Raw genomic sequence first — 26,184 nt, 5'->3', positions numbered from 1 at the left:
GGGCTGGCCTTCGCTTCCCGATATTGATAATCGCTCGCAAATGAACGCGAACCTCGATTCCTCCCCGCTCGGCACGCGCGTGCGCATCGCGCATATCGACTGGTCCGGGCTGTCGCACGACGAAGGCCGGCGGCTGCGCGAATTCGGGCTGATGGAGGGGGTTGAGGTGACGCCACTGCATCGCGGCAGCCTCTTCTCGCGCGACCCGCTTGCGCTCGCGGTCGGGCGGATGCGCGTCATCATCCGCGCGCGGCAGGCGGCGGCGATCCGCGTGGAGCCGGCGGCCGCGGCATGACAGGCGCCATCCCCAGCATCGCGCTCGTCGGCAATCCCAATGCCGGCAAATCGAGCCTGTTCAACGCGCTGACTGGCGCGCGGCAGAAGATCGCCAATTATCCGGGCGTCACAGTCGAGCGCAAAGCAGGGCATGCGGCCTTCGCCGACGGACGACCGCTCGCGCTGATCGATCTGCCGGGAAGCTATAGTCTCGACCCGTCGAGCCCCGACGAGGCGGTGACGCGCGACGTCATCCTTGGCAAGCAGGCGGGCGAGCGGCGCCCCGACGCGCTCGTCGTCGTCGTCGACGCGGCGAACCTCGACAATCATCTCTGCTTCGCGCTCGAACTGATCGCGCTGGGGCTGCCGACGGTCGTCGCGCTCAACATGGTCGACCTTGCGACGCGCGACGGGTTGACGCTCGACCCCGACCGGCTCGCGCACGAGCTTGGCGTTCCCGTAATCTCGACCGTCGCGGTGCGGCGGCGCGGGCTGAGCGAACTGCTCGCGGCGGTCGATGGCGCAATCCTGTCGCATCAGACGCAGGCCGTCACCCCCGCCGACGCGCCGCGCAGCGACCAATCGCTCCACCAGCGAGCGCGCGCGATCGCCCGCGCCGTTACGATTGCCGAAACGCCCGTGCGGCGCTGGACGCAGCGCGCCGACGCTGTCTTCCTTCACCCCGTGGGCGGCTTCCTGATTCTGCTCGCGTTGATGTTCGTCATGTTCCAGGGCGTCTACGCCTGGTCGGAGGCGCCGATCGGCTGGATCGAGGGCGGCATCGCCGCGCTGCAGGAAGCGGCCATCGCGACCATGCCCGACGGCTTTTTGCGCGGGCTGATCGTCGAAGGGATATTGGGAGGCGTCGGATCGGTCGTCGTCTTCCTGCCGCAGATCCTCATCCTCTTCTTCTTCATCCTGCTCGTCGAGGCGTCGGGTTACATGACCCGCGCCGCTTTCCTGATGGACGGCATCATGGCGAAGGTCGGCCTGTCGGGGCGCGGTTTCATCCCGCTGTTGTCGAGCTTTGCCTGCGCGGTGCCCGGCATCATGGCGACGCGCGCGATACCCGACGCCAAGGACCGGCTGACGACGATATTGATTGCGCCGCTGATGACCTGTTCGGCACGGCTGCCCGTTTATACGCTGATCATCGGCGCCTTCATCCCGGCGCAGAGCGTCGGCAACACGCCGATCGGGCTGCAGGGTCTGGTGCTCTTTGGCCTCTACGTCTCGGGCATCGTCGGCGCGCTGGTCGTCGCGCTTGTGCTGCGGCGAACGGTCGCCAAAGGAAACGCAGCGGGCTTCATGATGGAAATGCCGCGCTATCAATGGCCGCGGATGCGCGATGTCGCGATCGCGCTCTGGCAGCGCGCGTGGATCTTCCTGCGCCGTGCGGGGACGATTATCTTCGTCACGACGATCGCATTGTGGCTGCTGCTGACCTACCCCCAGGTGCCGGAGGGGACTAGCGAAAGCCAGGTCGATTACAGCGTCGCCGGCCGCATCGCGAGCGGGCTGGAAGTCGTCGTTGCGCCGATCGGTTTCAACCACGACATCGCTGTGGCGCTGATCCCGGCCATGGCGGCGCGCGAGGTCGCGGTGTCCGCGATGGCGACCGCCAATGCGATCGATGCTGGCGATGACGAGGAAGCGATGGCCGAGTCGCTTGCTGAACGGCTTCAGGGACGCTGGAGCCTTGCAACCGCGCTCGCCTTCCTCGCCTGGTTCGTCTTTGCGCCGCAGTGCATTTCGACGATCGCGATCACGCGGCGCGAGACCAATGGGTGGCGCTGGCCGTTGTTCATGGTTGGCTATTTGTTCGCGCTCGCCTATGCCGCTGCTGGTATCACATACTGGACGGCCGTCGCTTTCGGGCTAGGCTGATCCTTCCAACTTTCAAGCGGAGCGGAGCGGCGGATGGCTGGCAGCGTCAACAAGGTAATTTTGATCGGCAATCTGGGCGCCGATCCCGAAATCAAGTCGTTCCAGAATGGCGGCAAGATCGCCAACATCCGCATCGCGACCTCCGAACAGTGGAAGGACCGGATGACCGGCGAGCGCAAGGAGCGCACCGAATGGCACAATGTCGTGATCAACGGCGAGGGTCTGGTAGGGGTCGTCGAACGCTATCTGAAAAAGGGCAGCAAGGTCTATATCGAAGGCAGCCTGCGCACGCGCAAGTGGCAGGACCGCGACGGCAATGACCGTTATACGACCGAGGTCGTGATCGCGGGCATGGGCGGCACGCTGACGATGCTCGACGGAGCGCCCGGCGGCGGCGGATCGCGCGGGGGCGGTGGCGGCGACGACTGGGGTTCGTCGGGCGGCGGATCGGGCGGCGGCTGGAACCAGGGCGGCGGCGGATCGCCGGGCGCCAGCAGCTCGGGCGGCGGACGTCCGCCGTTCGACGACGACCTCGACGACGACGTCCCATTCTGAGCGCAGCATAGGTGACGAGCGAACAGCTGACCGCCGCCGATGTTGCGCGCGGCGTGTGCCGGCTGTTCGCGCAAGCCGGGCTCGTCGCCATCCCCGAAGTGACATTGCCGAACGGACGCCGCACCGACCTGACCGCCATCGATGCCAAGGGCCGGATCACCATCGTCGAGATCAAGGTCAGCCGCGCCGACCTGCACGGCGACGGCAAATGGCCCGACTATTGCGACTGGTGCGACCATTTCTATTGGGCGCTCGCGGCGGGGCTCGACCCTGCGATCCTCGACACGCCCGACTATCGCCCCGAGACATCGGGGCTGATCGTCGCTGATCGCTATGGCGCCGCCGTGGTGCGTGAAGCGGCGAGTTGCAACCTGGCGCCTGCACGGCGCAAGGCCGAACTGCTCCGCATCGGCCGCATCGCGATGCGGCGATCGATGATCGCGGCGGACCCGGAACTGGCGGCAGGGTGGGCCGAGGGCTGATTCGACTGGCGGCGGCGCGGGAAGATTATCTCACGCGAAGGCGCGAAGAGGAAAGCCAGAACAGTCGCCATTCGATTATCTAACACAAAGGCACAAAGAGGGCGGCTGGCCCAAACGACGCAGCCGAGAGACTGGTGCGAAGCGCCATTGTCATGCTCGGCTGCGGCGACCAGAGACCGACGCGCAGCACCGCTCGCTCGTTGTGTCTTTGTGTGAGATTCGTTTTCTTTGCGCGAGCCAATCCGGTAACCTGCCTCGAAGGCCAGTTAACCCCGCACCTGCTGCATCCGCGCCAGATAGCGCGCAAGAATGTCGATTTCGAGATTCACTGGCCGCCCCGCCTTCACCTCGTCGAGCGTCGTCATCTCCTGCGTGTGCGGGATGATGTTGAGCGTGAAATGCGCGCTGCCGCCGGGCTGATCGGCGACCTCGTTAACGGTCAGCGAGACGCCGTCGAGCGTGATCGATCCCTTGGGCGCGATATGCGGCGCGAGGCTTGGGGGCGCCTCGACGGTCAGTTTCACGCTGTCGCCGACCGGTTCGACCGCGACGATCCGGCCGACCGCGTCGACATGGCCGGTGACGATATGCCCGCCCAGTTCGTCGCCGACCTTGAGTGCGCGTTCGAGGTTGAGGCGGCGCCCGGCGTCCCACATGCCGGGTGCGGTGCGCGCGAGCGTTTCGGCGCTCGCGTCGATCGCGAACCAGTCGCCCTGGCCATCGCGCCCCTTGTCGACAACGGTCAGGCACGCGCCCGAACAGGCGATCGATGCGCCGAGGTCGATCGTGGCGGTGTCGTAGGTCGTGCCGATGACGAGACGCGTGTCGCCGCGATCCTCGCGTGCGCGGATGGTGCCGATGTCGGTGATGATGCCGGTGAACATGAAGCGGTCATTCCTTCCTGACGCGCTCGTAAACGTCGAGACGGTCGCTGCCAAGCATGCGGCTGTCGACAAGGCGCCAGCGGCCGTGCGCCGCTGCCAGATCGGCGAGTCCTATATCGCCGAGCGCTGACTTGCCATCGCCAATCAGGATTGGCGCACGATAGAGGAGAAGCCGGTCGACACGGTCGGCGGCAAGGAATGCCGATGCCGCGCCTGCGCCGCCCTCGACGAGCAGCGAGTCGACGCCGGGGTCGGCGTCGGGCGCCGATAGTGCGGTCCACCCGTCGGGCGCCATTCCCCGTGTAAGAAGGTAGCGGCGCGGCGCGCGCGCTTCGAGTCCCGCAAGGCGGACGTCGAGCCGCGGCGCATCGGCGTCGAGGGTGCCGCGTCCGGCGACGATTCCCTCGTGCCGCGCGCGTTCGAGATGCGCGTGCGCGCGCGCGCGGGCGCCGGTGATCCAGCGGCTCGTCCCGTCGGCGCGCGCGATGCAACCGTCAAGCGATGTCGCGAGCTTGAGCGTGACGAACGGCCGGCCGCGCGTAGCGCGTGACCACCACGGGGCCATCGCGGCGCGCGCAGCGTCGGCACCGACGCCGGTATCGACCTCGACGCCAGCCTCGCGCAGCCTTGCAATGCCGCGTCCGTCGGTGCGCGGGTCGGGATCCTGCAGTGCGACAACGACGCGCGCGACGCCCGCGTCGATCAACGCGTCGGCGCAACAGGGACCACGCGGACTCGCGTGCGCACAAGGTTCGAGCGTGACATAGGCGGTCGCACCGCGCGCGCGCGCACCGGCCGCGGCGAGCGCCATCGCTTCGGCGTGCGGACGGCCGGCGGGCTGCGTCCAGCCGCGGCCGACAGTTTTGCCTTCCGCGACAAGGATGCAGCCCACGTTGGGATTGGGGGCTGATAGCCCATAGGCGCGCTGCGACAGCGCGGTGGCGGTGGCCATCCAGTCAGCCCGGCTATGCGCCATTCGCGTCAGCGGTCCTGCGATGGTGCCGCGCCGCGCGCCGCGCGCTCGGCGAGCGTTGAACGCTTCGGCGGCTCGGGGCGGCGTTTGGCGGCCTCGGCGGCCTCCTCGCCGATAGTGTCGCGCGTTACCTCGTCGGCTTCGGCCGAATCATATTCGATCCCCAGGCTATCGGCGAAGCGCTGATATTCGGCGCGCTTTTTCGCGTTGCGCGCTGTCGTTTCCTTCGCGCGGTCAATCCAGTCAGCGCGCACTTCGGCGGCGCTGCGGTTCGTGGTCCAATTCTCGAAATAGATGATTTGCCGTTGCGGCGGGTCATAGGGGATCAAATGCTCCGAAAAGCCATAGAAGACGACGACCGGAAGGACGAGTGCGACACCCCACGCAGTCCAGCGGTGCGGCCGCGGTTCGCGGATATAATCCCAGAAATCGGACAGGCCGCCGCCGATGTCGACCTTGCTGAACATGCTCATGGGTCCGATTTAAGGCATCGCGCGGCATATTGCGAGCGGAAGCGGCGATTGCATCGGGCAACAGCAACCGTTTTCACGATTGCAAAAACTGCAATCGCGGATGCTTTTTTCGCAGTTGCGAAATTCATTGTGCACTGCAATATCACACTTGCCTTTTAGGCATCCTCTCCCAAAACTTTTACGGGCCGCCTTCGGGCGGCCCTTTTTTTCGACTTTTTTGGTTGAGTGACGATTCGCCCGGCGAATCAGGCTTGAAGCGGCATGCGCCTTTCGAAACGGCGCACTTCAGCGATGAAGCTTCCCGGCAAAGCTGTCGCTTTCCCGGTGTCGAGATCGACATGGGCATAGACGATCTCGATGTCGGTCAGCCGTTCCTCGCCGCGAAATATGGCGCAGTGAAGCGTGAAGCTGGTCCGGCCGAAATGGCTTATGCGCGCCGCAATGGTGATGAGCTCGTCGAGCCGTGCCGGGGCGTGATAATCAATTTCGCAGTGCGTCTCGCGGATATCTGTACCATATTGGTGAAAATAGGGTCCCGGCTGCCCCTCGCCGAGCGCACGGAAATATTCGGTCACACCGACATCGGCGTAAATCAAATAATTTCCGTTGAAGACGATATTCTGCCCGTCGATCTCGTTAAAGCGTACGCGCACCGTCTCGCGCACGCGAAAATCCTCGAGCGGGACGGCCGACCGGTCGCTGCTGCCCATCGCCGCCTCAGGCCGCGAGCGCCGACGGCGCGCGCGCAATCGGTGCGCACGCGGCTTCGAGCCAGGCGCGATCGGCGCCGTCCATCGCCGGTCCGAGTTTCGCAAGCACCGATGCATGATAGTCGTCGAGCCAGTCGGCTTCGGCGGGTGACAACAGCGCAGGGTCGATCAGGTCGCGCGCGATCGGCGCAAAGGTGATCGTTTCGAACCCCAGCATCTCCTCTTCGGCGCCGTCGATCGCCTGCGGCACGACGACGACCAGATTCTCGATGCGAATGCCGAAATGCCCCGCCTTGTAATAGCCTGGCTCGTTAGACAGGATCATCCCCGCGTGTAGTGGCTCCTCGGTCCCCGCCTGCCCGCCGGCGGGCTTGGCGATGCGCTGTGGCCCTTCGTGAACGGCAAGATAGGTTCCGACCCCATGGCCGGTGCCGTGCGCATAATCGACCCCGTCGGCCCACAGATATTGGCGCGCAAGGATGTCGAGCTGGCTGCCGCGCGTTCCCTTCGGGAAGCGCGCGGTCGCAAGCGCGATGTGGCCCTTCAGCACCTGGGTGAAGCGGCGGCGCATCTCGGCGGTCGGAGTCCCGATTGCGATCGTGCGCGTGATGTCGGTGGTGCCGTCGTCATACTGGCCGCCCGAATCGACAAGATAGAGCGTGCCTGTCTCGATCGCGCGATTGGTCGTTTCGTCGACCTTGTAGTGCGGCAGAGCGCCGTTGGGGCCGACAGCCGAGATGGTGTCGAACGACAGGTCGCGCAGAACGCCGCTCTCTTCGCGAAAGGCGCGGAGCTTTGCCGCGGCGCCGAGTTCGTCGAGCCCGCCCTGCGGCGCGATTTCCTGCATCCATTTGAGAAAGCGCGCGACCGCGGCGCCGTCGCGAACGTGCGCGGCGCGGGTGCCCGCGAGTTCGGTGTCGTTCTTGATCGCCTTCGGTAGCACGGCTGGATCGCGGTGCCGCTCGATTTTCGCGCCCGCACGTTCGAGCGCGGTGAAGATTGCGGCGACGGCGCGGTCGGGGTCGACCGCGACCTTCTGGCCGGCGAGGTCCGCAAGCGCTCCCTCGAACGCATCGCGATCGTGGATGCGCACGCTGTTCCCCAGATGCGCGCGCACCGCGTCGCTGACCTTTTCGGGCGCGATGAACAGGTCGGCGGTCGCATCGGCGTGGAGCAATGCGAAGGCAAGACCGACCGGCGTATGGCTGACGTCCTCGCCCCGGATGTTGAAGGTCCATGCAACCGAATCGAGCGCGGTCATCACCGTCGTGTCGAGGTTGTTCGCCTTCAGCCAGTCGGCGATGATCGTGCGCTTGTCGGCCGCCGACTGGCCCGCGCGCTCGGCGTCGTACACCGATACCGGCGCGGCGCTCGGCGCGGGCTGATCGGTCCATGCGGCATCGACCGGATTGGTGTCGACGGCGACCAGTTCGGCTCCCTTCGCCGCGAGCGCACGCTCGAGCGAGCGAGCCCAGTCGATCGCATGGAGCCACGGGTCATAGCCGACCTTCTGCCCCGCCTTGACGTTCGTGCCGAGCCATTCCGCGACGCTCGATTGCGGCACGCCGACATAGTCGTAAAGCGCGCCGTCGACCTGATCGCGCACCTGCACCGTGTAGCGCCCGTCGACGAACACTGCGGCCTTTTCGGGCAGCACCGCTGCGGTTCCCGCCGAGCCGCCGAAGCCGGTCAGCCACGCCATGCGCTGGGCGTATGCGCCAACATATTCGCTCATATGTTCGTCGCTGATCGGCACGACGAAACCGGAGAGACCGCGCGCCGCGAGTTCGGCGCGCAGGCGGGCGAGACGGTCGGCATAATCGGGGCCGGTGACAGGGCTGGACATCGGTGCTTCCTTGTTCCTACATCGCAGCCTTCCCGCCCAACCGGGCGGCGCCGCGGGAGTTTTGTCGATGCGCGCTATTTGGATGTTTCTGGCAGCAATTGCCACCCCGCTCGTCGCGCCCGCCGATGCTTTTGCAGAACAGAAAGACGCCGCATTGACCCACAACGACCTGCCGCCTGCCCCGATTGCCGAACAACGCCCGCGCGAGGTGACATTGCACGGGAGGACGCTGTCGGACCCATGGCACTGGCTGCGCGACCAAAGCTATCCCACGATCGATGACGAGGACATCCTTGCCTATGTGAAGGCCGAGAATGCCTATTTCGATGCTGCAATGAAGCCGCATGCGGACCTTGTCGAAACCTTGTTCCAGGAAATGAAGGGCCGCATCAAGGAAGCCGATGCCAGCGTGCCGCAAAAGGACGGCGACTGGCTCTATTGGGTCGAATATGAGGAAGGCGCCGAATATAAGAAATGGTATCGCAAGCCGGCAGCGGGGGGCGGCGAGGCGCAGCTGATCCTCGACGAAGTCGCGATGGCCGAAGGCAAGGAATATTTCCGCCTCGCCGAACTGTCGGTCAGCCCGAACGGCAAGCTGATGGCCTATTCGTTCGACGACAATGGCTCCGAACGATTCGAGGCGCGCATCCGCGACCTCGAGACGGGCGAACTCCTGCCCGATACCATCCCCGGCACGCTCTCGTCGCTCGTCTGGACGGCGAACAACGACGCGATCCTCTATGGCCTCGCGAACGAGAATTGGCGCACCGACAATGTCCGGCTTCACAAGCTCGGCACGCCGGTTGCCGAGGACAGGCTGCTCTACAAGGAGGCCGACATCGGTTTCGGCGTCGGCATCGGCAAGACCGCCGCCGACAATTATATCGTGATCGCGACGGGCGATAACGAGACGAGCGAGGTCTATCTGCTCCCCGCCGACAATCCGGAGGCCAAGCCGCTGCTCGTCGCGCCGCGCCAGAAGGGCCGCGAATACAGCGTCGATGAGCGCGAGGACATTCTTTATATCCACACCAACGACGAACATCCCAATTTCCGCGTCGCGACCGCGAGCATCGACAAGCCTGGCGAATGGAAAACGCTGATCCCCGGATCGGACCACAGCTACATCACCGGCCTGTCGATCTTCCGCGACTATTTCGTGCTGGAGGCGCGCGAGGACGGGCTCGATCAGGTCGATGTCCGCAAATATGACGCGCCGTTGACTCCCGGCCGGATCAAGTTTCCCGAGGCGACCTATGTCGCCGGCCTCGGCGACAATCCCGAATATCATCAGGACAAGCTGCGCCTCGACTATGAATCGATGGTCACCCCCGACACCGTCTATGACTATGATCTGGCCAGCGGGACGCTCGAAACGCTGAAGGTGCAGGAAATCCCTTCCGGTTACGATTCGTCACAATATATTACCGAATGGGTGAATCTTCCGAGCCGTGACGGCAAGACGATGATTCCCGCCTCGCTCGTCTACAAGAAGGGTACGAAGCTCGACGGCAGCGCGCCGATGCACCTCTATGCCTATGGCTCCTACGGCTATCGCGTCCCGCCGGGCTTTTCGACGACGCGACTCAGCCTCGTCGATCGCGGTATGATCTATGCCATCGCGCATGTCCGCGGCGGCGACGACATGGGGCGCGCCTGGTATCTTGCGGGCAAGACAACCGAGCGCACGAACACGTTCAACGATTTCATCGACGTCGCAAAGGGCCTGATCGCCAAGAAATATACGAGCGCGGGCAAGATTTCGATCGAGGGCCGCTCGGCGGGCGGACAGGTAATGGGCGTCGTCTATAACGAGGCACCCGAATTGTGGGGCGCGGTGCTCGCAGGCGTGCCCTTCGTCGACGTCATCAACACGATGATCGACGAGGATTTGCCGCTCACCCCCGGCGAATGGCCTGAATGGGGCAATCCGATCACCGACAAGGCGGCGTTCGATTATATGCTGGGGTACAGCCCCTATGACAATGTGACGGCAAAGGCCTATCCGCCGATGTTGGTGTCGGCGGGGCTCAACGACCCGCGCGTCACCTATTGGGAGCCCGCCAAATGGGTCGCCAAGCTCCGCGCGACGCGCACTAATGACGCACTCCTTCTCCTGCGCACCAACATGGGCGCGGGCCACGCTGGCAAATCGGGCCGCTGGGGCGCGCTCCACGAGGATGCCGAAGAATACGCCTTCGTGCTGACGCAGCTGGAGGTGGAGAAGTAATCTGCTCTGGTGATCCCGGCGAAAGCTGGGACGACATCGCTATCGAGAGAGACAGCCGCGCGCCACCAGTTCGCGCTCCAACGTCGTCGCATCGACGAAAACATGTCCTGCGATGCCCACCGACTCGGCGCCCGCGACGTTCTTCGCCACATCGTCGACGAACAACGCGCCTGCGGGGTCGATGCCGAATCGGTCGATCGCGAGGCGAAAGATGGCGGGTTCGGGCTTCATCAGCCTTTCGGTGCCCGACACGATGATGTCCCGAAAGCGATCGAACACCGGCTGGGTCGGCCGGAAACCCTCCCAGAATTCATGGCCGAAGTTGGTGATGGCGAAGAGTGGCACGCCCGCGGCGTCGAGGCGCTCGACCAGTTCGAGACTGCCGGGCACCGGGCCCGGAATCGTCTCGTTGAAGCGCGCCGCATAGGCATCGATGAGCGCGGCATGTTCGGGGAACTCCGCCTTGCGCTCGGGCAGCATCTCGGCGAGCGGGCGGCCGGCATCGTGCTGGAAATGCCATTCGGGCGTGACGACGTTGGTCACGAACCATTCGAGCTCGTCGCGGTCGTTGATCAGCTTCGCGAACAAATGGCGCAGGTCCCAGTCGAAAAGAACGCGGCCAACGTCAAAGATCACGCATCGGCGAATCATGGGCACTCCACACGCGCGAAAGCGCCGCCGGAATCATCCGACGGCGTCACGCTGGCTTGCAATAGCGCGCGGGACATAGGCCCCGGCAGGGCTGGTCAGCCCTGGCGCGCCTTGAAACGGCGGTTGGTCTTGTTGATCACATAGGTCCGGCCGCGGCGGCGGATCACGCGGTTGTCCCGGTGGCGGTCCTTCAGCGACTTCAGGCTGTTGCGAATCTTCATTGCTCTTGTCCGTAAAAACTCTGGCGTTGCACGCGAAGCGGCGCACCTATGGCGAAGCGGGTCGAAAGTCAACCGGGAACGCACGCAATTTCAGGCAGCGAGCCGCCTTTCGGCGAGCGCGCGTTCCCACGCCAGCGCATGCGCAACGATCGTGTCGAGGTCGGCATAGAGCGGTGCCCAGCCGAGCGCCGCGCGAATCGCGCTGTTGTCGGCGACGAGCGCATCGGGGTCGCCCGGGCGGCGCCCGACGATGCGGCGCTCGACTGGGCGGCCCGTCGCGCGATCGACCGCGTCAAGCACTTCGCGCACCGAAAAGCCGCGCCCATATCCCGCGTTGAGCCGGTGGCTCTTCGCCGGTTCGGCGATCAGCGCGTCGAGCGCGAGCAGATGCGCGGCGGCGAGGTCGCTGACGTGGATATAGTCGCGCACCCCCGTTCCGTCGGGCGTTGCGAAATCGGTCCCGAAAATGTCGACATGGCGGCGGCGGCCGAGCGCCGCTTCGACCGCTACCTTGATCAGATGCGTGGCACCGACGGTCGACTGGCCGCTGCGTGCGTGCGGATCGGCGCCCGCGACGTTGAAATAGCGCAGCGCGCAATAGTTGAAGTCATGCGCCGCAGCGACGTCGGCGAGCATCGCCTCGGTCATCAGTTTCGACATGCCATAGGGGTTGATCGGACGTTGCGGCGCGTCCTCGCGCACCGGGATCGCGTCGGGGATACCGTAGGTCGCCGCGGTCGAGGAAAAGATGAAGTGGCGCACCCCGGCGAACACTGCAGCCGCGATCAACGACCGGCTGCGCGCGCTGTTGTTGTCATAATATTTGAGCGGGTCGGCGACCGATTCGGGCACCACGACCGATCCCGCGAAATGCATGATCGCGCCGATCGGATGCTCGGCAAGCACCCGCGCGACAAGCCGTTCGTCGCCGACATCCCCCTCGACGAAGACGGCACCGGTGGGCACCGCCCAGCGGAAGCCCGTGACCAGATTGTCGAGCACGACGACGCGCCAACCGGCATCGAGCAGAGCCAGAACGGCGTGGCTGCCGATATAGCCCGCACCACCGGTGACGAGCACGGCAAAGGGACGCGGCGAATGGCGATGGGGCGCAGAGGGCACGGCTTGTCGGCTCCTTTGGCCGAAAAGCTAGCCCGCAAGTGGTTAGAATAAGGTTAGCGGGAGGCGCGTGCGCCTATCCCGCCAGCGCTTTCTGCCGCCGCCGCTGGACCGACGAACCATAGCCCATCGATTCGCGATATTTGACCACGGTGCGCCGTGCGATGTCGTGCCCCTCGGCCGACAGTTTCTGCGCGATCGCCTCGTCGGAGAGGATCGCCTTCGGGTCCTCGGCGTCGATCAGCGCCTTGATCCGGCTCTTGACCGCCTCGGCCGACACCGCGCCGTCGCCGTCGGTCGCCGATATGCCCGAGGAGAAGAAATATTTGAGCTCGAACAGCCCGCGCGCGCACGACAGATATTTATTGCTCGTGACGCGGCTGACGGTCGATTCGTGCATCCCGATTTCCTCGGCGACCTGCCTCAGCGTGAGCGGGCGCATGTGCGCGACGCCGTGGAGGAAGAATCCCTCCTGCTGCTTGACGATCGCGCTCGCGACCTTGACGATCGTGCGCTGGCGCTGATCGAGCGCGCGCACGAGCCAGTTGGCACCCGCAAGCTGTTCGGACAGCCATGCCTTGCTCTTCGCCGCCGCGCCCTTCGCAAGTTCGGTATAATAGCGGCGGTTTACGAGCAGACGCGGCAGCGTCCCGCTGTTCACCTCGACCGCCCAGCCCTTTGCCGTCTGGCGCACGAACAGGTCGGGGACGACCGCCTGCGCCGGGGTGCCGCCGAAACGCAGTCCCGGCTTGGGATCATAGCCGCGAAGTTCGCGGATCATGTCGACAATATCCTCGTCATCGACGCCGCAGATGCGCTTGAGCTGCGGGAAGGCGCCCTTGGCGACCAGGTCGAGGTGCGCGATCATGCACGCCATCGCCGGGTCGTAGCGGTCGGCCTCGCGCGCCTGGATCGCGATACATTCAGAGAGGTCGCGCGCGCCGACGCCCGACGGGTCAAAGGTCTGCACGCCGGCGAGCACCGCCTCGATGAGTGCAAGCGGGACGCCGAGCCGCTGCGCGAGCTCGGTCAGGTCGGCACGCAAATAGCCAGCCTCGTCTATCAGCGCGACGATCTGTTCGGCGACCATCGCCTCGATGCCGGAAAAATGCTCGCCAACTTGCGCGAGAAGATGTTCGTGGAGCGTTTCGTCGGCGCCCGCGAAACTGTCGAAGTCGATCCCCTCACCGTCGCCGCCCGAAAGGCCGACGCTGTCGCTGACGCTGTCATGATGGAATTGTTCGGCGCCGAAATCGACATCAAGATCGTCAGCGGTCCCGGCGGCGGATTCGAGCGCCGCGTCGGTTTCGGGGGCTTCGATTACGGGAGGCAGGGCCTCTTCAACCGCTTCGTCGGGGGAGGCATCGCTATCACCTGATGCCGCATCAAGCAGCGGATTGCCTTCGAGCGCTTCGGCGAGATAGGCTTCGAGTTCGAGGTTCGACAGCGCGAGCAGCTTGATCGCCTGCTGCAGCTGCGGCGTCATCACCAGCGATTGCGACTGGCGGAGATCGAGGCGCGGACCCAACGCCATGAGAATTATGACCTCACAGCATGCTCAAAGCGAAAAGCCCTCGCCGAGATAGAGGCGGCGCACCTCGGGGTCGGCGACGAGCTCGGCGGGCGACCCGGCGAGCAGCACTTTGCCGTCATAGATGATGCATGCACGGTCGACGAGATCGAGCGTTTCGCGGACATTATGGTCGGTGATGAGGACACCGATGCCGCGCGTCTTCAAATCGGCGACAAGGTCGCGGATGTCGCTGATCGAAAGTGGGTCGATACCGGCAAAAGGTTCGTCGAGCAGGATGATCGACGGGTTTGCGGCGAGCGCGCGCGCAATCTCTGCGCGGCGCCGTTCACCGCCCGACAGCGCCATCGCCGCAGCATCGCGCAGCCGCGTCAGCCCGAATTCGTCGAGCAGCTCCTCGAGCCGCCGTTCGCGCGCGACCTTGTCGGGCTCGGCGAGTTCGAGCACCGCCTCGATATTCTGCGCCACCGTCATACCGCGAAAGATCGAGGTTTCCTGGGGAAGATAGCCCAGGCCGAGGATCGCCCGGCGATACATCGGAAGCGCCGTAATGTCGGAACCATCGAGCATGATGCGTCCGGCGTCGGGCTTCACCAGCCCCATGATCGAATAAAAACAGGTCGTCTTGCCCGCACCGTTGGGGCCGAGCAGGCCGACGACCTCGCCCTTCGCAACCGAAAGCGACACGTCGGACAGGACGACGCGCTTGTCATAGCTTTTGGCAATCGAAATAACGGCAAGGCCGTTGCCCGACGCGGCATCCTGCTGCGCGTGCGCCGTATGTTCGGCAACGCCATGATCGTCGGCGACGAGCGTCGCGGGGGCAGTTTCGTCAGTCATGACGCCGCGTTACCCGACGCGGGCCGTCAGCGTCAATCTGGCAGGATTTTTGCAGGCGGGCTTTTGGTCGCCCCGGTTGGCGATGGATGCGGGTGTCAGTGTGCCGCCTGCGGCCCGCGCACCACCCCCGACTGTGCGAGTTGCTCATCAATTGCCGCAATCAGCCGCTCGAGCGCGGCTTCGTCCTGCGCCTCGGCGCGCGCGACGAGTACGTCCTGCGTGTTCGACGCGCGGAGCAACCACCAGCCGTCGTCGGTCTTCACACGCGCGCCGTCGGTGCGGTCGACTTGCGCGCCCGAAGCCGCAAGGCGGTCGAGAACTTCGTCCACAATGGCAAATTTGCGCGACTCGTCGACCTGAAAGCGCATTTCGGGTGTGTTGACCATCGGCGGCATCCCACCGCGCAACTCGGTCACGCTCTGCCCCAGTTTCGTCGCCGCCTCGATCAGCCGTACCGCAGCATAGGGAGCATCGTCGAAACCGAAATAGCGGTCGGCGAAGAAGATATGACCGCTCATCTCGCCCGCCAGCGGGCTGCCGGTCTCCTTCATCTTCGCCTTGATCAGGCTGTGCCCCGTCTTCCACATCAAGGGGACGCCGCCCAGTTCGGCGACGCGGTCGAAGAGCGCCTGGCTGGCCTTCACATCGGCAATCACCGTCGCGCCGGGATGCTCATGTAGCAGCGCGGCGGCATAGATTTGCAGCAGCTGATCGCCCCAGATCACGCGACCCTGCCCGTCGATCGCGCCGATGCGGTCGCCGTCTCCATCGAATGCGACGCCGAAATCGAGGCTCTTCTCCGCGACCAGTTTCCGAAGATCCGCCAGATTCTTCTCTTCGGTGGGATCGGGATGGTGGTTCGGAAACTGCCCGTCAATGTCGGTAAAGAGCAGATGATGCTCGCCCGGAAGGCGCGCGGTGAGCTTTTCGATGACTGTGCCCGCAGCGCCATTCCCTGCGTCCCAACCGATACGGAAGGCGCCGCCGGCGAATCCTTCGACAAGCCGGTCGACATAGGCGTCGACGATGTCGATGCGCTCCACCGCGCCTTCGCCGCTCTCCCAGTCGCCCGCCGCAGCAATCGTCCCGATCCGCTGGATGTCGGCGCCGAAAAAGGGCCGCCCCTGCAGCACCATCTTGAACCCATTATAGTCGGGGGGGTTGTGGCTGCCGGTTATCTGTATGCCGCCGTCAACATCCTGCGTTGACGCGGCATAATAGAGCATCGGCGTCGGCCCGAGCCCGACATTCAGCGCGTCGACGCCCGCATCGTTGATCCCGCGCACCAGCGCCTCGGCGAGCATCGGCGACGATAGCCGCCCATCATAGCCCACCGCGATGCGCCGACCGCCCGCGCGCATGACCAACGTCGCGAAGCTGCGCCCGATTGCATAGGCGTCGGCATCCGACAAAGTGTCGCCGACGACACCGCGAATATCATATTCGCGCAGCATCGTCGGATCGAAAACATGGGTCATTGTCACTCCCCGGAGAATTCTGGTCAGGCCGCGGCGAATAGGTCGCCGTCGGGATGGAACCGTTCGCGCGCGGGAAGGTTCAATCCCCCCATCGCCTCGCGCAATTCCTGCCGCGCGACGACATGGCCGATGCCCATCCCGCCAAGATGCGCCTTGTCGAGCAGGGTCAGCCCCGCCGGGAACAGCTCGCGGTAGATGACGCGCTCGCCGAGTCCCGGGATGACGCGAAAGCCGACGCGGCGCGACAGCTGGTTCAGCGCCTCGCCGACGCGCCGCATATTGTGCGCGTCGACGTGCTGGAGGCGGTTGCGCAATATGATCCAGTCGATCGTCCGCCCGTCGGTTTTCGCGCGCGCCTTGCGCGTGTCCCAGATGAGTTCCGAATAGAAGCTGGGTCTCGTGACTTGGAAATTTTCCGGATCGACCTGCCCGATCAGATCGAAGTCGATGAAGCTGTCGTTGATCGGAGTGATCAGCGTATCGGCGCTCGTCGCAAGGTGACGCGCGAAGACGTCGTCGCGTCCGGGCGTGTCGGCGATGAAATAGTCGGCGCCCTCGCTGAGGCGCGCGACCTGGGCGTCGAGTTCCTCGATCGTCGTCCCCTCGAACACCTCGAAGCGCGGCGTCGGCAGAATGATGTCGCGCCGCTTCGCCGTGTTTTCGCGATTCTCGAGATAGCGGTGAAACGTGCGCTGGCGCGGGTCGAGGTCGATGCCCGCGACGCGCCAGCCCTGACTTGCGAGCGCAACCGCGAAATGCACGGCGCAGGTCGACTTGCCCGTCCCGCCCTTTTCATTCGCAAAGATGATCCGGTGGGGGGCGGGCGTCGTCATGACCGTTGCGAATTTCCTGCTGGCGCGGCATGGCGGCCGCACGGGTTGGCGTTTCAACGCCGCCAATATCGGAGGGCGGGCAAGCGTGCAAATCATCCGTGACATCGCCACGCTTCATCGCGCGGTCGCCGCGCTGGGGCAGGGCGGCAAGAGCGTCGCGCTCGTGCCCACGATGGGCGCGCTCCACGAGGGACATCTGTCGCTCGTGCGCATGGGCAAACGCGTCGCCGACCATGTCGTCGCCTCGATCTTCGTCAATCCAACGCAATTCGGTCCCAACGAGGATTATGCCGCCTATCCACGCGACGAAGCGCGCGATGCCGCGATGCTGGTCGAAGCGGGGGTCAGCCTGCTGTGGGCACCCGATGTCGGCACCATGTACCCCGAAGGGCACAGCACCCATATCGAGGTCGCCGAACTCGGCAGTGACTATTGCGGTACTGCGCGTCCCGGCCATTTCGACGGGGTCGCAACGGTTGTCGCCAAACTGTTCAACCAGGTACGTCCCGACATCGCGATTTTCGGCGAGAAGGATTGGCAACAGCTTGCCATCATCCGCCGGATGGCGCGCGACCTCGACCTTGGTGTCGAGATCCTGGGTGCGCCGATTGCGCGCGACACCGACGGACTCGCGCTGTCGTCGCGCAACGCCTATCTGACAGCGGAAGAGCGCAAGCTTGCGGCGGTCTTTCCCAAAACGCTCGCCGCGACGGCGGACGCGATCGCCGGCGGCGCGAGCGTCAGGGAAGCCCTCACCGAGGCCGAAGCGGCCATCGTTGCGGGCGGGTTCGACCGCGTCGATTATGTGGCGCTCGCCGATGCCGGCAGCCTCGAACGGCTGTTCGAATGGCGCCCGCCCGCCCGTCTGCTCGCCGCCGCGCGAATCGGGAAGACACGCCTGATCGACAATTATCCCGTCGGTTGATACGCAACAAAAAACACGGTTTTTCAATAGAATTGCCGTTTATCCACGAAAAACTGTGGTCGCTGTTAACGCTTTGTTGACCATAAACCGCAAGGTTCGACCTCGAAGTTTCCTGTGGGGGGAAATGACAGGGGGTATTCATGGCCAACAGTCTGAAGTCCGCTCAATATCTGATCGAAAGCCGACTGCTCGATGCGGCACGCGGCGATGCCAACGCTTATTTCGATCTCGGCATCGCCTTTTCGACGGGCACCGGCGGCGTCGACGTCGACCTGATCCAGGCGCATAAATGGTTCAACCTCGCCGCGCTCGGCGGCAACAAGGAAGGCCAGCGCTGCCGCGCCGACCTGTCCGACGAGATGAGCCGCGACGAGATCGCCGAGGCGCAGCGGCAGGCGCGCGCATGGCTCGACGAAACCGCGCGGCGTCCGGATAGTCGGCGTTTCGCGGCCTAATCCTTCCGCCTGAACGGCATCTGGCCTTCGAGCCAATCCAATTCCTGCTCTTCGACCTGCCGCTCGCGCTCCAGAAAATCCGCGACGGCGCGGCGAAAGCCCGGATCGGCGATGAAATGCGCTGACCAGGTCGCAACGGGGCCATAGCCGCGCGCCAGCTTGTGCCCGCCCTGCGCACCCGCCTCGACCCACGATAGCCCGCGCCCGATCGCAATATCGATCGCGCGATAATAGCAAAGCTCGAAGTGCAAATAGGGGACGTCGGCTAGGCATCCCCAATAGCGCCCGTACAGCGTATCGCTGCCCACAAGATGCATCGCACCCGCGACCGGCCGGTCATCGTCATAAGCGATCAGCAGGATGACGCGGTCGGCCATGCGCGCGCCCATCAGGTCGAACGCCGCGCGCGTCAGATAAGGATGCCCCCATTTGCGCGCGCCCGTGTCCTGATAGAAAAGCCACATCGCGTCCCAATGCTCGGCGCGGATCGCATCGCCGGTCAGTTCCTCGACGCGTAGTCTTTCGACGGCGCGCGCGCGTTCCTTGCGGAGTTGCTTGCGCTTCGCCGATGTCAGCGTGCCGAGAAAGTCGTCGAACGATGTGTAACCGCGGTTGGCGAAATGAAACTGGATGTCGCGGCGAACGAGCCAACCCGCCTCCTCGAACAACTCCATCTGCTCGGGAGCGACAAAGGTCGCGTGCGCCGACGACAGCCCGTTCTGCCGCACCACCGCCTCTGCTGCGCGGATCAACAGCATCGCGTCGCCGCGGTCGCATGCGAGCAGTCGCGGCCCCGGTACAGGGGTGAAGGGCACAGCGAGCTGGAGCTTCGGATAATAATCCCCGCCCGCGCGCGCCCAGGCGTCGGCCCAGCCATGATCGAACACATATTCGCCCTGGCTGTGCGACTTGAGGTAGGCGGGCGCAGCGGCAACGAGCGTGCCTCGGTCATCCTCGACAAGCAGCGGCGCAGGTTGCCAGCCGGTGCCTGCCCCGACGCTGCCCGATTCCTCGAGCAGCGTCAGAAAATCGTGCCCGACGAAGGGGTTGCCGCCGTCGTGCAGCGCGTCCCACGCCGCGCCTTCGACGGTTCCGATGCCCGTGCCGAGCGAGATCGTCCGGGCTGGCGGGTCGGCTTCGGCCACCGGCGCTAGGCGGCTTTCACCGCAACGATGGCATCGACTTCGACCGCTGCGCCGAGCGGGAGCGCCGCGACGCCGACCGCGCTGCGCGCATGGCGCCCGGTATCGCCGAACAATTGTTCCATCAGTTCCGACGCGCCGTTCGCAACCTTGGGCTGTTGGGTGAAGGCCGGGTCGCTGTTCACGAAGACTCCGAGCTTGACGATCTTATCGACGCGCGACCAGTCGCCGCCGAGCGCCTGGCCGATCTGCGCGACAAGCATCAGAGCGCAGCGGCGTGCGGCGTCATAACCGGTCGCCTCGTCCATGTCGGTGCCGAGCCGGCCGGTAACGACCTGCCCGTCACGGAACGGCAGTTGTCCGCTGATGTGCAGGAGCCCACCCGCCTCGACGGTGGGGACATAGGCCGCGACCGGGGCCGCAGGCTTGGGGAGTTCGAGGCCGAGTTCGGCGAGCTTGGCGGCAATATCCATGGGGTCGATCCTTCTTGTTCAAGCCAGTGCGGGTTCGGGCGCGCGAACGCCCTCGGCGATCCGCGCCAATATCCAGTCGCGCGCCGCTGTCCAGTCGTCGATACGCGCATGCGCGTGCGATGCAGCGACAATCTTGTCCGCAATCGCCGGTTCGCCGACCATGTGCAGGCGCCACACGCCCGGCGCTTCGTCCGCAACCGAGCGGTGATGATTGGCAATGTCGTCGATGAAGATCGCGACCGGCGGCTCGCGTTCGGCAATCAGCCGCGCAACGGGTTCGCCCTTGCCGCCGCGGCTGCCGATCACCGGCGCGTCAAGACCGAGCGCGGCGAGCTGGTCGGCGCGGCGCTGCTGATGATCGGGGCCGACATTGGTGAGCACGACGATATCGGCCTGCGCGCCGATCGCCGCCATCGCTTCGAGCGCGCCGGCAATCGGATATTGGCGCCCCATTTCGGTGCGGAAAAAACCGTCGAGCAATGGCCAGACCTCGGCCGCCTCGAGCGGCGTTCCGCACTCCTTGCGCTTGAGCGCCCCCGCGAAGCTCGCATCTTCGATGCGAAAGATCACGCCATGTTCGGCGTCGACCCATTCGGCAAAGGGGACGACCATGTGCATCAGCACCTCGTCGCAATCGGTAATGACGAGCGGGCGGGTCATGCATCCATCCTTTGGTTTCCTTCGAGCCGCTGCGCGGCGGCGGCAATTATCTGCGGTTCGAGGCCGAGTGCGTCGGCGCAGGCGACCAGATCGGGTTCGTGCGCGACCAGAAACCCCAGTATCGCGGCGAGTGTTGCGCGCTCGCCCAGCGTTGCGCGCAGCCCGTCTGGGGTCAATCCCGTCATGCCGAGCAATCGCTCAGCGCGCGGCTCGTCGGCCAATATCCACCCGAGCGCGCCCAGCGCTATCGCCGCATCTTCGTCGCGCACCCGAAATTTCCCTTCGCCGCGAGGCAATTGAGTCGCGCGGCCGATTCGCCTAGACCGGCCGCTTACGCAAGGTGGGAAACGGAAGCGGCATGGGCAAGACCATATTGGTCGTCGAGGATAATGAGCTGAACCTTCGGCTCTTCTGCGACCTGCTCGACGCCCATGGCTATCGCGCGCACCCGGTCCGCGATGGCCGCGATGCCGTCGCCCGCGCCCGCGAAGTTGCGCCCGACCTCATCATCATGGACATCCAGCTGCCGCACGTCAGCGGGCTCGACCTCATCAAGCAGATGAAGGCCGATGATGCGCTTAAGGCCGTGCCGATCATGGCGGTGACCGCCTATGCGGGGAAAGGCGACGAGGAACAGATCCGCGCCGCGGGTGCCGAAGCCTACGTGTCCAAGCCCATTTCGGTGATCAAATTCATCGAAAGCGTGGGGGCGTTCGCGTAAGTCGGGCTTCCGACCAATCGCGGCCATCAGATCCTCCCTGTGCCGCAGGCATGGGGTGGTGGCAGCCCGAAGGGCTGACGGAGGGGCTAATGGCGCAACGTCGCGGCCCCTCCACCCCTCCCCATGGCTTCGCCACAGGGAGGATTTACGGCCGCTTCCTACCCCAAAGCCGCCATCCGCCACATACGAAAAAGGGCGGCGCAAGGCCGCCCTTCTGGACCCCGCCTTCGCGGGGAGGATGCATCGCTAGCCGTTCAGCGATGCTGAACGGACCAATGCGTCACTTGATCTTGGCTTCCTTGAACTCGACATGCTTGCGTGCACGCGGATCATATTTGCGCACCGACATCTTCTCGGTCATCGTGCGCGGGTTCTTCTTGGTGACATAGAAAAAGCCCGTGTCGGCGGTGCTCACCAGCTTGATCTTGACGGTCGTCGGCTTGGCCATGGCCCTGTTCCTCGAAAAATCTGCACATCCGCCGGTTGCCTGGCGCATGCGGCGGGACTGTGGGCCCCGGCGGTTGGTTTGAAAAGCAAGAGGGCCGCGCGACTACCGCGCCGCCCCCATTTATCCGCGCGCCATTGGCCGGATTCGGCGCTTGTGTCAAGCGAAAGGACGCGCGGGCGGCACGAAACCGCCCGCGCTATCGAAGACCTCAACCGCTCCGGATCTGGAAGCGCACGGTCATCACTTTCCAGCTTTCCTCGGCCACGCCGCCTCGCGTCGCAGGCTTGAAGCGCCATTTGGCGAGCGCGCGTCGCCGTGTCTCCTCGAAAAAGCCTGGGCTGTCGGTGCTGACAAGTTCGACCGCCTTGACGCGCCCGTCGGTCCCGATCAGCACGCGCACTTTGGCGACGCCCTCGATTCCGCGCCGCTGCTCGCTGGGCGGATATTCGGGCTGGAACGCCCCTGCATAGCGCCCATCGATTTCGGCGATCACGAGCCGCGGTTGCGGCGGCGCGGGCGGGTCCACAATCACCGGCCCGCTGCCCGTCCCCGACGGCAGAACATAGGGCTCGGGAGCCATGACGACCGGCGGGACCTGCGCGACCGGTGGCAATGGGGTGGGCACCGTCGTCACCGCCGGGGTGACCTGCCGGGGCGTCGTCGCCGGCTGGGGTTCCGGCTCCGGGGGAGGTTTGGGCAATTCGATGAGCGTGCCAGTAATCGGCTTCGTCCGGGGTGCCGGCTCGACGACCATGGGCGACAGCGCCACCGCGACCACCAACCCCGCAGGCAAGCCGATCGCTATCGCCGCCGCCAGCGGGCGGTGGCGCGCGCCGGGATCATAACCGCTTCGCTTGCGCGGCGCCGCAGGGCCGACCGGCGCGGTCATCGCCTCGGGCGTCGCGACAATTGCCGAGATAAGGGGAATCAGGGTCATGGCACCTCTCCTTGCCAAAAGAACCCGCCGCCGCCGCGTCGACCGCAATCATCCGGCGAGATGGAGAAGTTATACTATAACATAACTAAACTGGTCAAGTTTCTCGGCGCTGGCTCCAACTTTGGCGACGGCGCTATTGAGCAGAGAGCCGCGCGACCGCCGCATCCTTGGCGATCAGCGGGAGCAGTTCCGCCATGTCGGGGCCGTGATCGCGCCCGGTGAGCGCACGCCGCAACGGCAGGAACAACGCGCGGCCCTTGGCGCCAGTCGCCTCTTTCACCGCCGCGCCTAGTGCGTGCCACGGGTCGGCGCTCCAGTCGAGTTCGGTCGCCGCAGCGGCGGCAGCAGCGAGCACCGGCCGGTCGCCCGCGTCGGGAACCGGGGGCGTGAAGGGGCCGTCGAATACCGGAACCCATTCGGCAGCCTCGGCGAGTGTCATCAGATTGGGGCGAATCGCATGCCAGCGCACTGCATCGATTCCTGCGGGCAGCCGGTTGGCAACCGTCTCATAGTCCAGATGGTGCAGGATCTTCTGGTTGAGCAGCGCAAGTTCGGCCTCGTTGAAACGCGCCGGGGCTCGGCCGAAGCGCGCAAAGTCGATGCTCTCGACCAGCGGCGCGGCATGTGTCACCGGCTCGACCGGATCGCTCGTCCCGAGCCGCGCGAGCAGCGCGACGAGCGCGATCGGCTCGATCCCCTGTTCGCGCAAATTGTCCATCCCGAGCGAGCCGAGCCGCTTCGACAATTTGCCCTCGGTACCCACCAGCAGCGCTTCGTGCGCGAAGGCGGGCGGCGCGGCGCCGAGCGCTTCGAACATCTGGATCTGCGCCGCGGTGTTCGACACATGATCCTCGCCGCGGACAACATGGGTGATGCCCATCGCAATGTCGTCGATCACGCTGGGGAGCAGGTAGAGCCAGCTGCCGTCGGCGCGGCGCACCACGGGATCGGACATGGTTTTCGGTTCGAAGTGCTGCGGTCCGCGAACAAGGTCGGTCCATTCGATCGCGGCGTCGTGGTCGAGGCGAAAGCGCCAGTGCGGCGCCACGCCTTCGGGGACCGGCGCACCATCGGGCTTGCGCTCATAGACCGGCGGCAGCCCACGCGAAAGCAGCACCTTGCGCCGGATATCGAGCTCGTCGGGCGTTTCGTAGCAAGCATAGACGCGCCCCGCCGCCTTCAGCTTTTGAAATTCGGCTTCGTAGAGATCGAAGCGCGCCGACTGCCGCTCCTCGCCGTCGATATCGAGCCCGAGCCACGCAAGGTCGGCGCGGATGCCCTCGACATATTCCTCTTTCGAGCGTTCGAGGTCGGTGTCATCGATGCGCAGCAGAAAACGTCCGCCATGCCGGCGCGCCCACATCCAGTTATGAAGCGCGGTGCGAACATTGCCGACATGCAGGTTGCCGGTCGGCGAAGGGGCGAAGCGGGTCGTGACGGTCATAGCGCGCGCCTATAGCGAGCTTTTTCCCGTGCGTCAGTCGGCTTCCTCGACTTCGTCGATCTTGCGCTGCGTGATGACATGCGCGGCCCAGCGCATCGCCATCCCGACGACAGACAATAGCCCGCCGCCGATGATGACCAGCGCAATCGTTTGCGACTCGCCCGGCGCGGGCCAGGCGACCCAAGCAAGCAGTACAACGCTGACGATCGACAAGGCATAACCCAGTCCGGTGAGCCAGTTCGTCATGACGCCGTCAGGCTGTCCGAAATCCGTGGGTGATCGGATAGCGCCGGTCGCGGCCGAAATTGCGCGTCGACAGCTTGACCCCCGGCGGTGCCTGGCGCCGTTTATATTCGGCGATCGCGAGCAGCCGCTCGATCCGCGCAACCGCATCGCGGTCGAAGCCGTATCGCGCGACAACATCGTCGACGCTCGCCTCTTCCTCGACGAGCATGTGGAGCATGCGGTCAAGGTCCTCATAGGGCGGCAGGCTGTCCTCGTCCTTCTGATCGGGGCGCAGCTCGGCACTCGGTGGCTTGGTGATGATCCTCTCGGGCATCACGGGGGCGACCGGATTGCGCGACAGGCGCGGCGCGTGCGCATTGCGCCATTTGGCGAGTGCAAACACCGTCGTCTTGTACGCATCCTTCAGCGGATTATAGCCGCCCGCCATATCGCCATAAATGGTCGCATAGCCGACGCTCATCTCGCTCTTGTTGCCGGTCGTCAGCAGCATCGGCCCGAATTTGTTGCTGAGCGCCATCAGCGTCACGCCGCGGATGCGCGACTGGACATTTTCCTCGGTGATGTCGACGTCCCTGTCGGCGAAACTGCCTTCCAGCATCGTGTCGAACGCCTCGACCGCGGGGACGATCGGGATAGTGTCGAGGCGGCAACCGATCATGTCAGCGCACCGGGCGGCATCGTCGAGGCTTTCCTTGCTTGTGAAGCGGCTCGGCAGCATCACGCACCAGACCTTGTCGGGACCGAGCGCGTCGGCGGCGATGGCAGCGCAGATCGCCGAATCGATGCCGCCCGACAGGCCGAGCACCACGCCGGGGAATCGATTGCGCGTCACATAGTCGCGCAGCGCAATCGTCATCGCATGATAGATGTCGGCGGGATGATCGTCCCACGCCGCGACCACGCCCGGCGCGCATATCCAGCGGCCGTCGGCGTCCTTGGCCCAATGCGTCACCCGCTCTTCGGCTTCCCAATCGGCGAGGCGGTGCGCGGTACTGCCATCGGCATTGAGCACGAAGGAGCAGCCGTCGAACACCAGTTCGTCCTGCCCGCCGATCCGGTTGAGGAAAGCCAGCGGCAGGCGCGTTTCGGCCACTCTAATTCCGAAGACATGGCTGAGGCGCCGATCGTCCTTGTCGATCTCATAGGGGCTGCCGTTGACCGAGATGAGGAGCTCGGCGCCCTGCGCGGCGAGGTGGCGGCACACCGTCGGCAGCCAGCCGTCCTCGCAGATCGGAAGGCCGAGCTTCACCCCGCGCCATTCGACGACGTCAGGCAGCGGTCCGGGTGCAAAGACGCGCTTTTCGTCGAAGGTACCGTAATTGGGGAGTTCATGCTTGCGCCGCACCGCGACGATGCGCCCGCCGTCGAGGAGCGCGACGACATTGTAGAGATGCGGTCCGTCGCGCTCGACCGAACCGACAAGCATCGCCGGTCCACCATCGGCGGTTTCCGCCGCAAGCTCGGCAAGCAGCGTTGCGGCGCGAGCGGCAAGCGCGGGCTTGAGCACCAGATCTTCGGGCGGATAACCGATGAGCTGAAGCTCGGGATAGACGATCAGGTCGGCGTCGCCGTGGCGCGCGCGAACGCTGCGCATCGCTTCGGCGTTGGCAGCGAGGTCGCCGACCGCCTGCGTCATCTGCGACAGGACGATGGTGAGCGTATCAGCGGGAGCGTCGGTCATGACCCTAGCCTCTATTCCGCCCGCCGCGCCGGGGCAATGGCTCGCAACTTCGCCCTTCCCCTT

The 26,184-nt window shown here is 65.2% G+C and carries 29 protein-coding genes; 8 read left to right on the top strand and 21 right to left on the bottom strand.

From position 1 onward, the window contains the following. Window positions 1-40 precede the first annotated feature (40 nt). From H7692_RS09855 to H7692_RS09840, 4 genes are read left to right on the top strand one after another with little or no spacing between them, the layout of a single operon-like run. Window positions 41-295 carry a FeoA family protein gene (locus tag H7692_RS09855; protein ID WP_201928438.1) on the top strand — a complete coding sequence of 85 codons (255 nt, stop codon included), beginning with the start codon at window positions 41-43 and terminating at the stop codon, window positions 293-295. After that, window positions 292-2,163: a ferrous iron transporter B gene (gene feoB / locus H7692_RS09850; protein ID WP_222136711.1), complete on the top strand. Its 1,872-nt coding sequence runs from the start codon at window positions 292-294 to the stop codon at window positions 2,161-2,163. Before H7692_RS09855 ends, feoB begins: the two co-directional genes overlap by 4 nt. Before the next feature lie 33 nt (window positions 2,164-2,196). After that, the gene (gene ssb / locus H7692_RS09845; protein ID WP_201928440.1) at window positions 2,197-2,718 is read left to right on the top strand and encodes a single-stranded DNA-binding protein; all 522 of its coding nucleotides are present in this window, start codon (window positions 2,197-2,199) and stop codon (window positions 2,716-2,718) included. An 11-nt stretch (window positions 2,719-2,729) separates the two neighbouring features. After that, window positions 2,730-3,200, top strand: a complete 471-nt coding sequence (locus H7692_RS09840; protein WP_201928441.1) for an MmcB family DNA repair protein — start codon at window positions 2,730-2,732, stop codon at window positions 3,198-3,200. A gap of 266 nt (window positions 3,201-3,466) precedes the next feature. On the opposite strand, the gene H7692_RS09835 is transcribed toward H7692_RS09840, so the two are convergent. From H7692_RS09835 to H7692_RS09815, 5 genes are all read right to left on the bottom strand, one after another. Beyond that, complete coding sequence (locus H7692_RS09835) at window positions 3,467-4,084, bottom strand: riboflavin synthase (protein WP_201928442.1); 618 nt, start codon at window positions 4,082-4,084, stop codon at window positions 3,467-3,469. Window positions 4,085-4,091: 7 nt separating this feature from the next. Continuing rightward, window positions 4,092-5,036: a bifunctional diaminohydroxyphosphoribosylaminopyrimidine deaminase/5-amino-6-(5-phosphoribosylamino)uracil reductase RibD gene (ribD, locus tag H7692_RS09830; protein WP_201928443.1), complete on the bottom strand. Its 945-nt coding sequence runs from the start codon at window positions 5,034-5,036 to the stop codon at window positions 4,092-4,094. Window positions 5,037-5,065: 29 nt separating this feature from the next. Beyond that, on the bottom strand, window positions 5,066-5,530 hold the full coding sequence (locus H7692_RS09825) for a hypothetical protein (protein WP_201928444.1): 465 nt from the start codon (window positions 5,528-5,530) through the stop codon (window positions 5,066-5,068). Window positions 5,531-5,775: 245 nt separating this feature from the next. Continuing rightward, the gene (locus H7692_RS09820; RefSeq protein ID WP_201928445.1) at window positions 5,776-6,240 is read right to left on the bottom strand and encodes an acyl-CoA thioesterase; all 465 of its coding nucleotides are present in this window, start codon (window positions 6,238-6,240) and stop codon (window positions 5,776-5,778) included. Window positions 6,241-6,247: 7 nt separating this feature from the next. Continuing rightward, window positions 6,248-8,086, bottom strand: a complete 1,839-nt coding sequence (locus H7692_RS09815) for an aminopeptidase P family protein (RefSeq protein ID WP_201928446.1) — start codon at window positions 8,084-8,086, stop codon at window positions 6,248-6,250. 67 nt (window positions 8,087-8,153) lie between these two features. Here H7692_RS09815 and H7692_RS09810 point away from each other — a divergent pair, with 67 nt between their 5' ends. Beyond that, the gene (locus tag H7692_RS09810; RefSeq protein WP_227340106.1) at window positions 8,154-10,316 is read left to right on the top strand and encodes a S9 family peptidase; all 2,163 of its coding nucleotides are present in this window, start codon (window positions 8,154-8,156) and stop codon (window positions 10,314-10,316) included. A 39-nt stretch (window positions 10,317-10,355) separates the two neighbouring features. Here the strand turns inward: H7692_RS09810 and H7692_RS09805 are convergent, their stop codons facing one another. The 7 genes from H7692_RS09805 to H7692_RS09775 form a co-directional block, all read right to left on the bottom strand. Then, window positions 10,356-10,967 carry an HAD family hydrolase gene (locus H7692_RS09805; protein WP_201928447.1) on the bottom strand — a complete coding sequence of 204 codons (612 nt, stop codon included), beginning with the start codon at window positions 10,965-10,967 and terminating at the stop codon, window positions 10,356-10,358. 95 nt (window positions 10,968-11,062) lie between these two features. Continuing rightward, complete coding sequence (ykgO, locus tag H7692_RS09800; protein WP_003046794.1) at window positions 11,063-11,188, bottom strand: type B 50S ribosomal protein L36; 126 nt, start codon at window positions 11,186-11,188, stop codon at window positions 11,063-11,065. Window positions 11,189-11,278: 90 nt separating this feature from the next. Then, window positions 11,279-12,310: a UDP-glucose 4-epimerase GalE gene (galE, locus tag H7692_RS09795; RefSeq protein ID WP_227340105.1), complete on the bottom strand. Its 1,032-nt coding sequence runs from the start codon at window positions 12,308-12,310 to the stop codon at window positions 11,279-11,281. A gap of 73 nt (window positions 12,311-12,383) precedes the next feature. Continuing rightward, on the bottom strand, window positions 12,384-13,841 hold the full coding sequence (rpoN, locus tag H7692_RS09790; RefSeq protein WP_222136707.1) for an RNA polymerase factor sigma-54: 1,458 nt from the start codon (window positions 13,839-13,841) through the stop codon (window positions 12,384-12,386). A gap of 24 nt (window positions 13,842-13,865) precedes the next feature. Further along, on the bottom strand, window positions 13,866-14,678 hold the full coding sequence (gene lptB, locus H7692_RS09785; protein WP_222136705.1) for an LPS export ABC transporter ATP-binding protein: 813 nt from the start codon (window positions 14,676-14,678) through the stop codon (window positions 13,866-13,868). 95 nt (window positions 14,679-14,773) lie between these two features. Continuing rightward, complete coding sequence (gene pgmG, locus H7692_RS09780) at window positions 14,774-16,156, bottom strand: phosphoglucomutase/phosphomannomutase PgmG (protein ID WP_222136703.1); 1,383 nt, start codon at window positions 16,154-16,156, stop codon at window positions 14,774-14,776. 23 nt (window positions 16,157-16,179) lie between these two features. Beyond that, window positions 16,180-16,989 (bottom strand): division plane positioning ATPase MipZ, encoded by an 810-nt coding sequence (locus H7692_RS09775; RefSeq protein WP_222136701.1) that lies wholly within the window; start codon window positions 16,987-16,989, stop codon window positions 16,180-16,182. A gap of 85 nt (window positions 16,990-17,074) precedes the next feature. Here H7692_RS09775 and panC point away from each other — a divergent pair, with 85 nt between their 5' ends. Both panC and H7692_RS09765 read left to right on the top strand, forming a co-directional pair. Beyond that, window positions 17,075-17,914, top strand: coding sequence for a pantoate--beta-alanine ligase (gene panC, locus H7692_RS09770; RefSeq protein WP_201928754.1), 840 nt, complete (start codon window positions 17,075-17,077; stop codon window positions 17,912-17,914). A gap of 140 nt (window positions 17,915-18,054) precedes the next feature. Further along, complete coding sequence (locus tag H7692_RS09765; RefSeq protein ID WP_201928453.1) at window positions 18,055-18,369, top strand: sel1 repeat family protein; 315 nt, start codon at window positions 18,055-18,057, stop codon at window positions 18,367-18,369. Here H7692_RS09765 and H7692_RS09760 read toward each other — a convergent pair. From H7692_RS09760 to H7692_RS09745, 4 genes are read right to left on the bottom strand one after another with little or no spacing between them, the layout of a single operon-like run. Continuing rightward, entirely contained in the window at window positions 18,366-19,514 is a 1,149-nt protein-coding gene (locus tag H7692_RS09760) for a GNAT family N-acetyltransferase (RefSeq protein WP_222136699.1), read from the bottom strand. The genes H7692_RS09765 and H7692_RS09760 overlap by 4 nt on opposite strands. A 5-nt stretch (window positions 19,515-19,519) precedes the next feature. Further along, complete coding sequence (locus H7692_RS09755; RefSeq protein ID WP_201928455.1) at window positions 19,520-19,984, bottom strand: RidA family protein; 465 nt, start codon at window positions 19,982-19,984, stop codon at window positions 19,520-19,522. 18 nt (window positions 19,985-20,002) lie between these two features. Next, window positions 20,003-20,644: an HAD family hydrolase gene (locus tag H7692_RS09750; RefSeq protein WP_201928456.1), complete on the bottom strand. Its 642-nt coding sequence runs from the start codon at window positions 20,642-20,644 to the stop codon at window positions 20,003-20,005. Then, a complete protein-coding gene (locus tag H7692_RS09745) occupies window positions 20,641-20,913 on the bottom strand; it encodes a DUF3572 domain-containing protein (RefSeq protein WP_201928457.1) in 273 nt (90 codons plus the stop codon). The genes H7692_RS09750 and H7692_RS09745 overlap by 4 nt, the downstream gene beginning before the upstream one ends. Window positions 20,914-21,002: 89 nt before the next feature. Here H7692_RS09745 and H7692_RS09740 point away from each other — a divergent pair, with 89 nt between their 5' ends. Continuing rightward, complete coding sequence (locus tag H7692_RS09740; RefSeq protein WP_201928458.1) at window positions 21,003-21,365, top strand: response regulator; 363 nt, start codon at window positions 21,003-21,005, stop codon at window positions 21,363-21,365. Window positions 21,366-21,645: 280 nt separating this feature from the next. Here H7692_RS09740 and rpmG read toward each other — a convergent pair whose 3' ends face one another. From rpmG to H7692_RS09715, 5 genes are all read right to left on the bottom strand, one after another. Next, a complete protein-coding gene (gene rpmG / locus H7692_RS09735; RefSeq protein ID WP_003042331.1) occupies window positions 21,646-21,813 on the bottom strand; it encodes a 50S ribosomal protein L33 in 168 nt (55 codons plus the stop codon). A gap of 208 nt (window positions 21,814-22,021) precedes the next feature. Further along, window positions 22,022-22,750 carry an energy transducer TonB gene (locus H7692_RS09730; protein WP_201928459.1) on the bottom strand — a complete coding sequence of 243 codons (729 nt, stop codon included), beginning with the start codon at window positions 22,748-22,750 and terminating at the stop codon, window positions 22,022-22,024. 133 nt (window positions 22,751-22,883) lie between these two features. After that, window positions 22,884-24,194 (bottom strand): glutamate--tRNA ligase, encoded by a 1,311-nt coding sequence (gltX, locus tag H7692_RS09725; protein WP_201928460.1) that lies wholly within the window; start codon window positions 24,192-24,194, stop codon window positions 22,884-22,886. A 33-nt stretch (window positions 24,195-24,227) separates the two neighbouring features. Next, on the bottom strand, window positions 24,228-24,440 hold the full coding sequence (locus H7692_RS09720) for a hypothetical protein (protein WP_201928461.1): 213 nt from the start codon (window positions 24,438-24,440) through the stop codon (window positions 24,228-24,230). 7 nt (window positions 24,441-24,447) lie between these two features. Further along, window positions 24,448-26,121, bottom strand: a complete 1,674-nt coding sequence (locus H7692_RS09715; RefSeq protein WP_201928462.1) for an NAD+ synthase — start codon at window positions 26,119-26,121, stop codon at window positions 24,448-24,450. Between the last annotated feature and the right edge of the window lie 63 nt (window positions 26,122-26,184).

Source organism: Sphingopyxis sp. P8 (assembly GCF_020622175.1).
GTDB classification, from domain to species: domain Bacteria; phylum Pseudomonadota; class Alphaproteobacteria; order Sphingomonadales; family Sphingomonadaceae; genus Sphingopyxis; species Sphingopyxis jiangsuensis.
The sequence above is the reverse complement of the archived record's forward strand: the minus strand, read 5'-3'. Positions and strand labels throughout refer to the sequence as shown.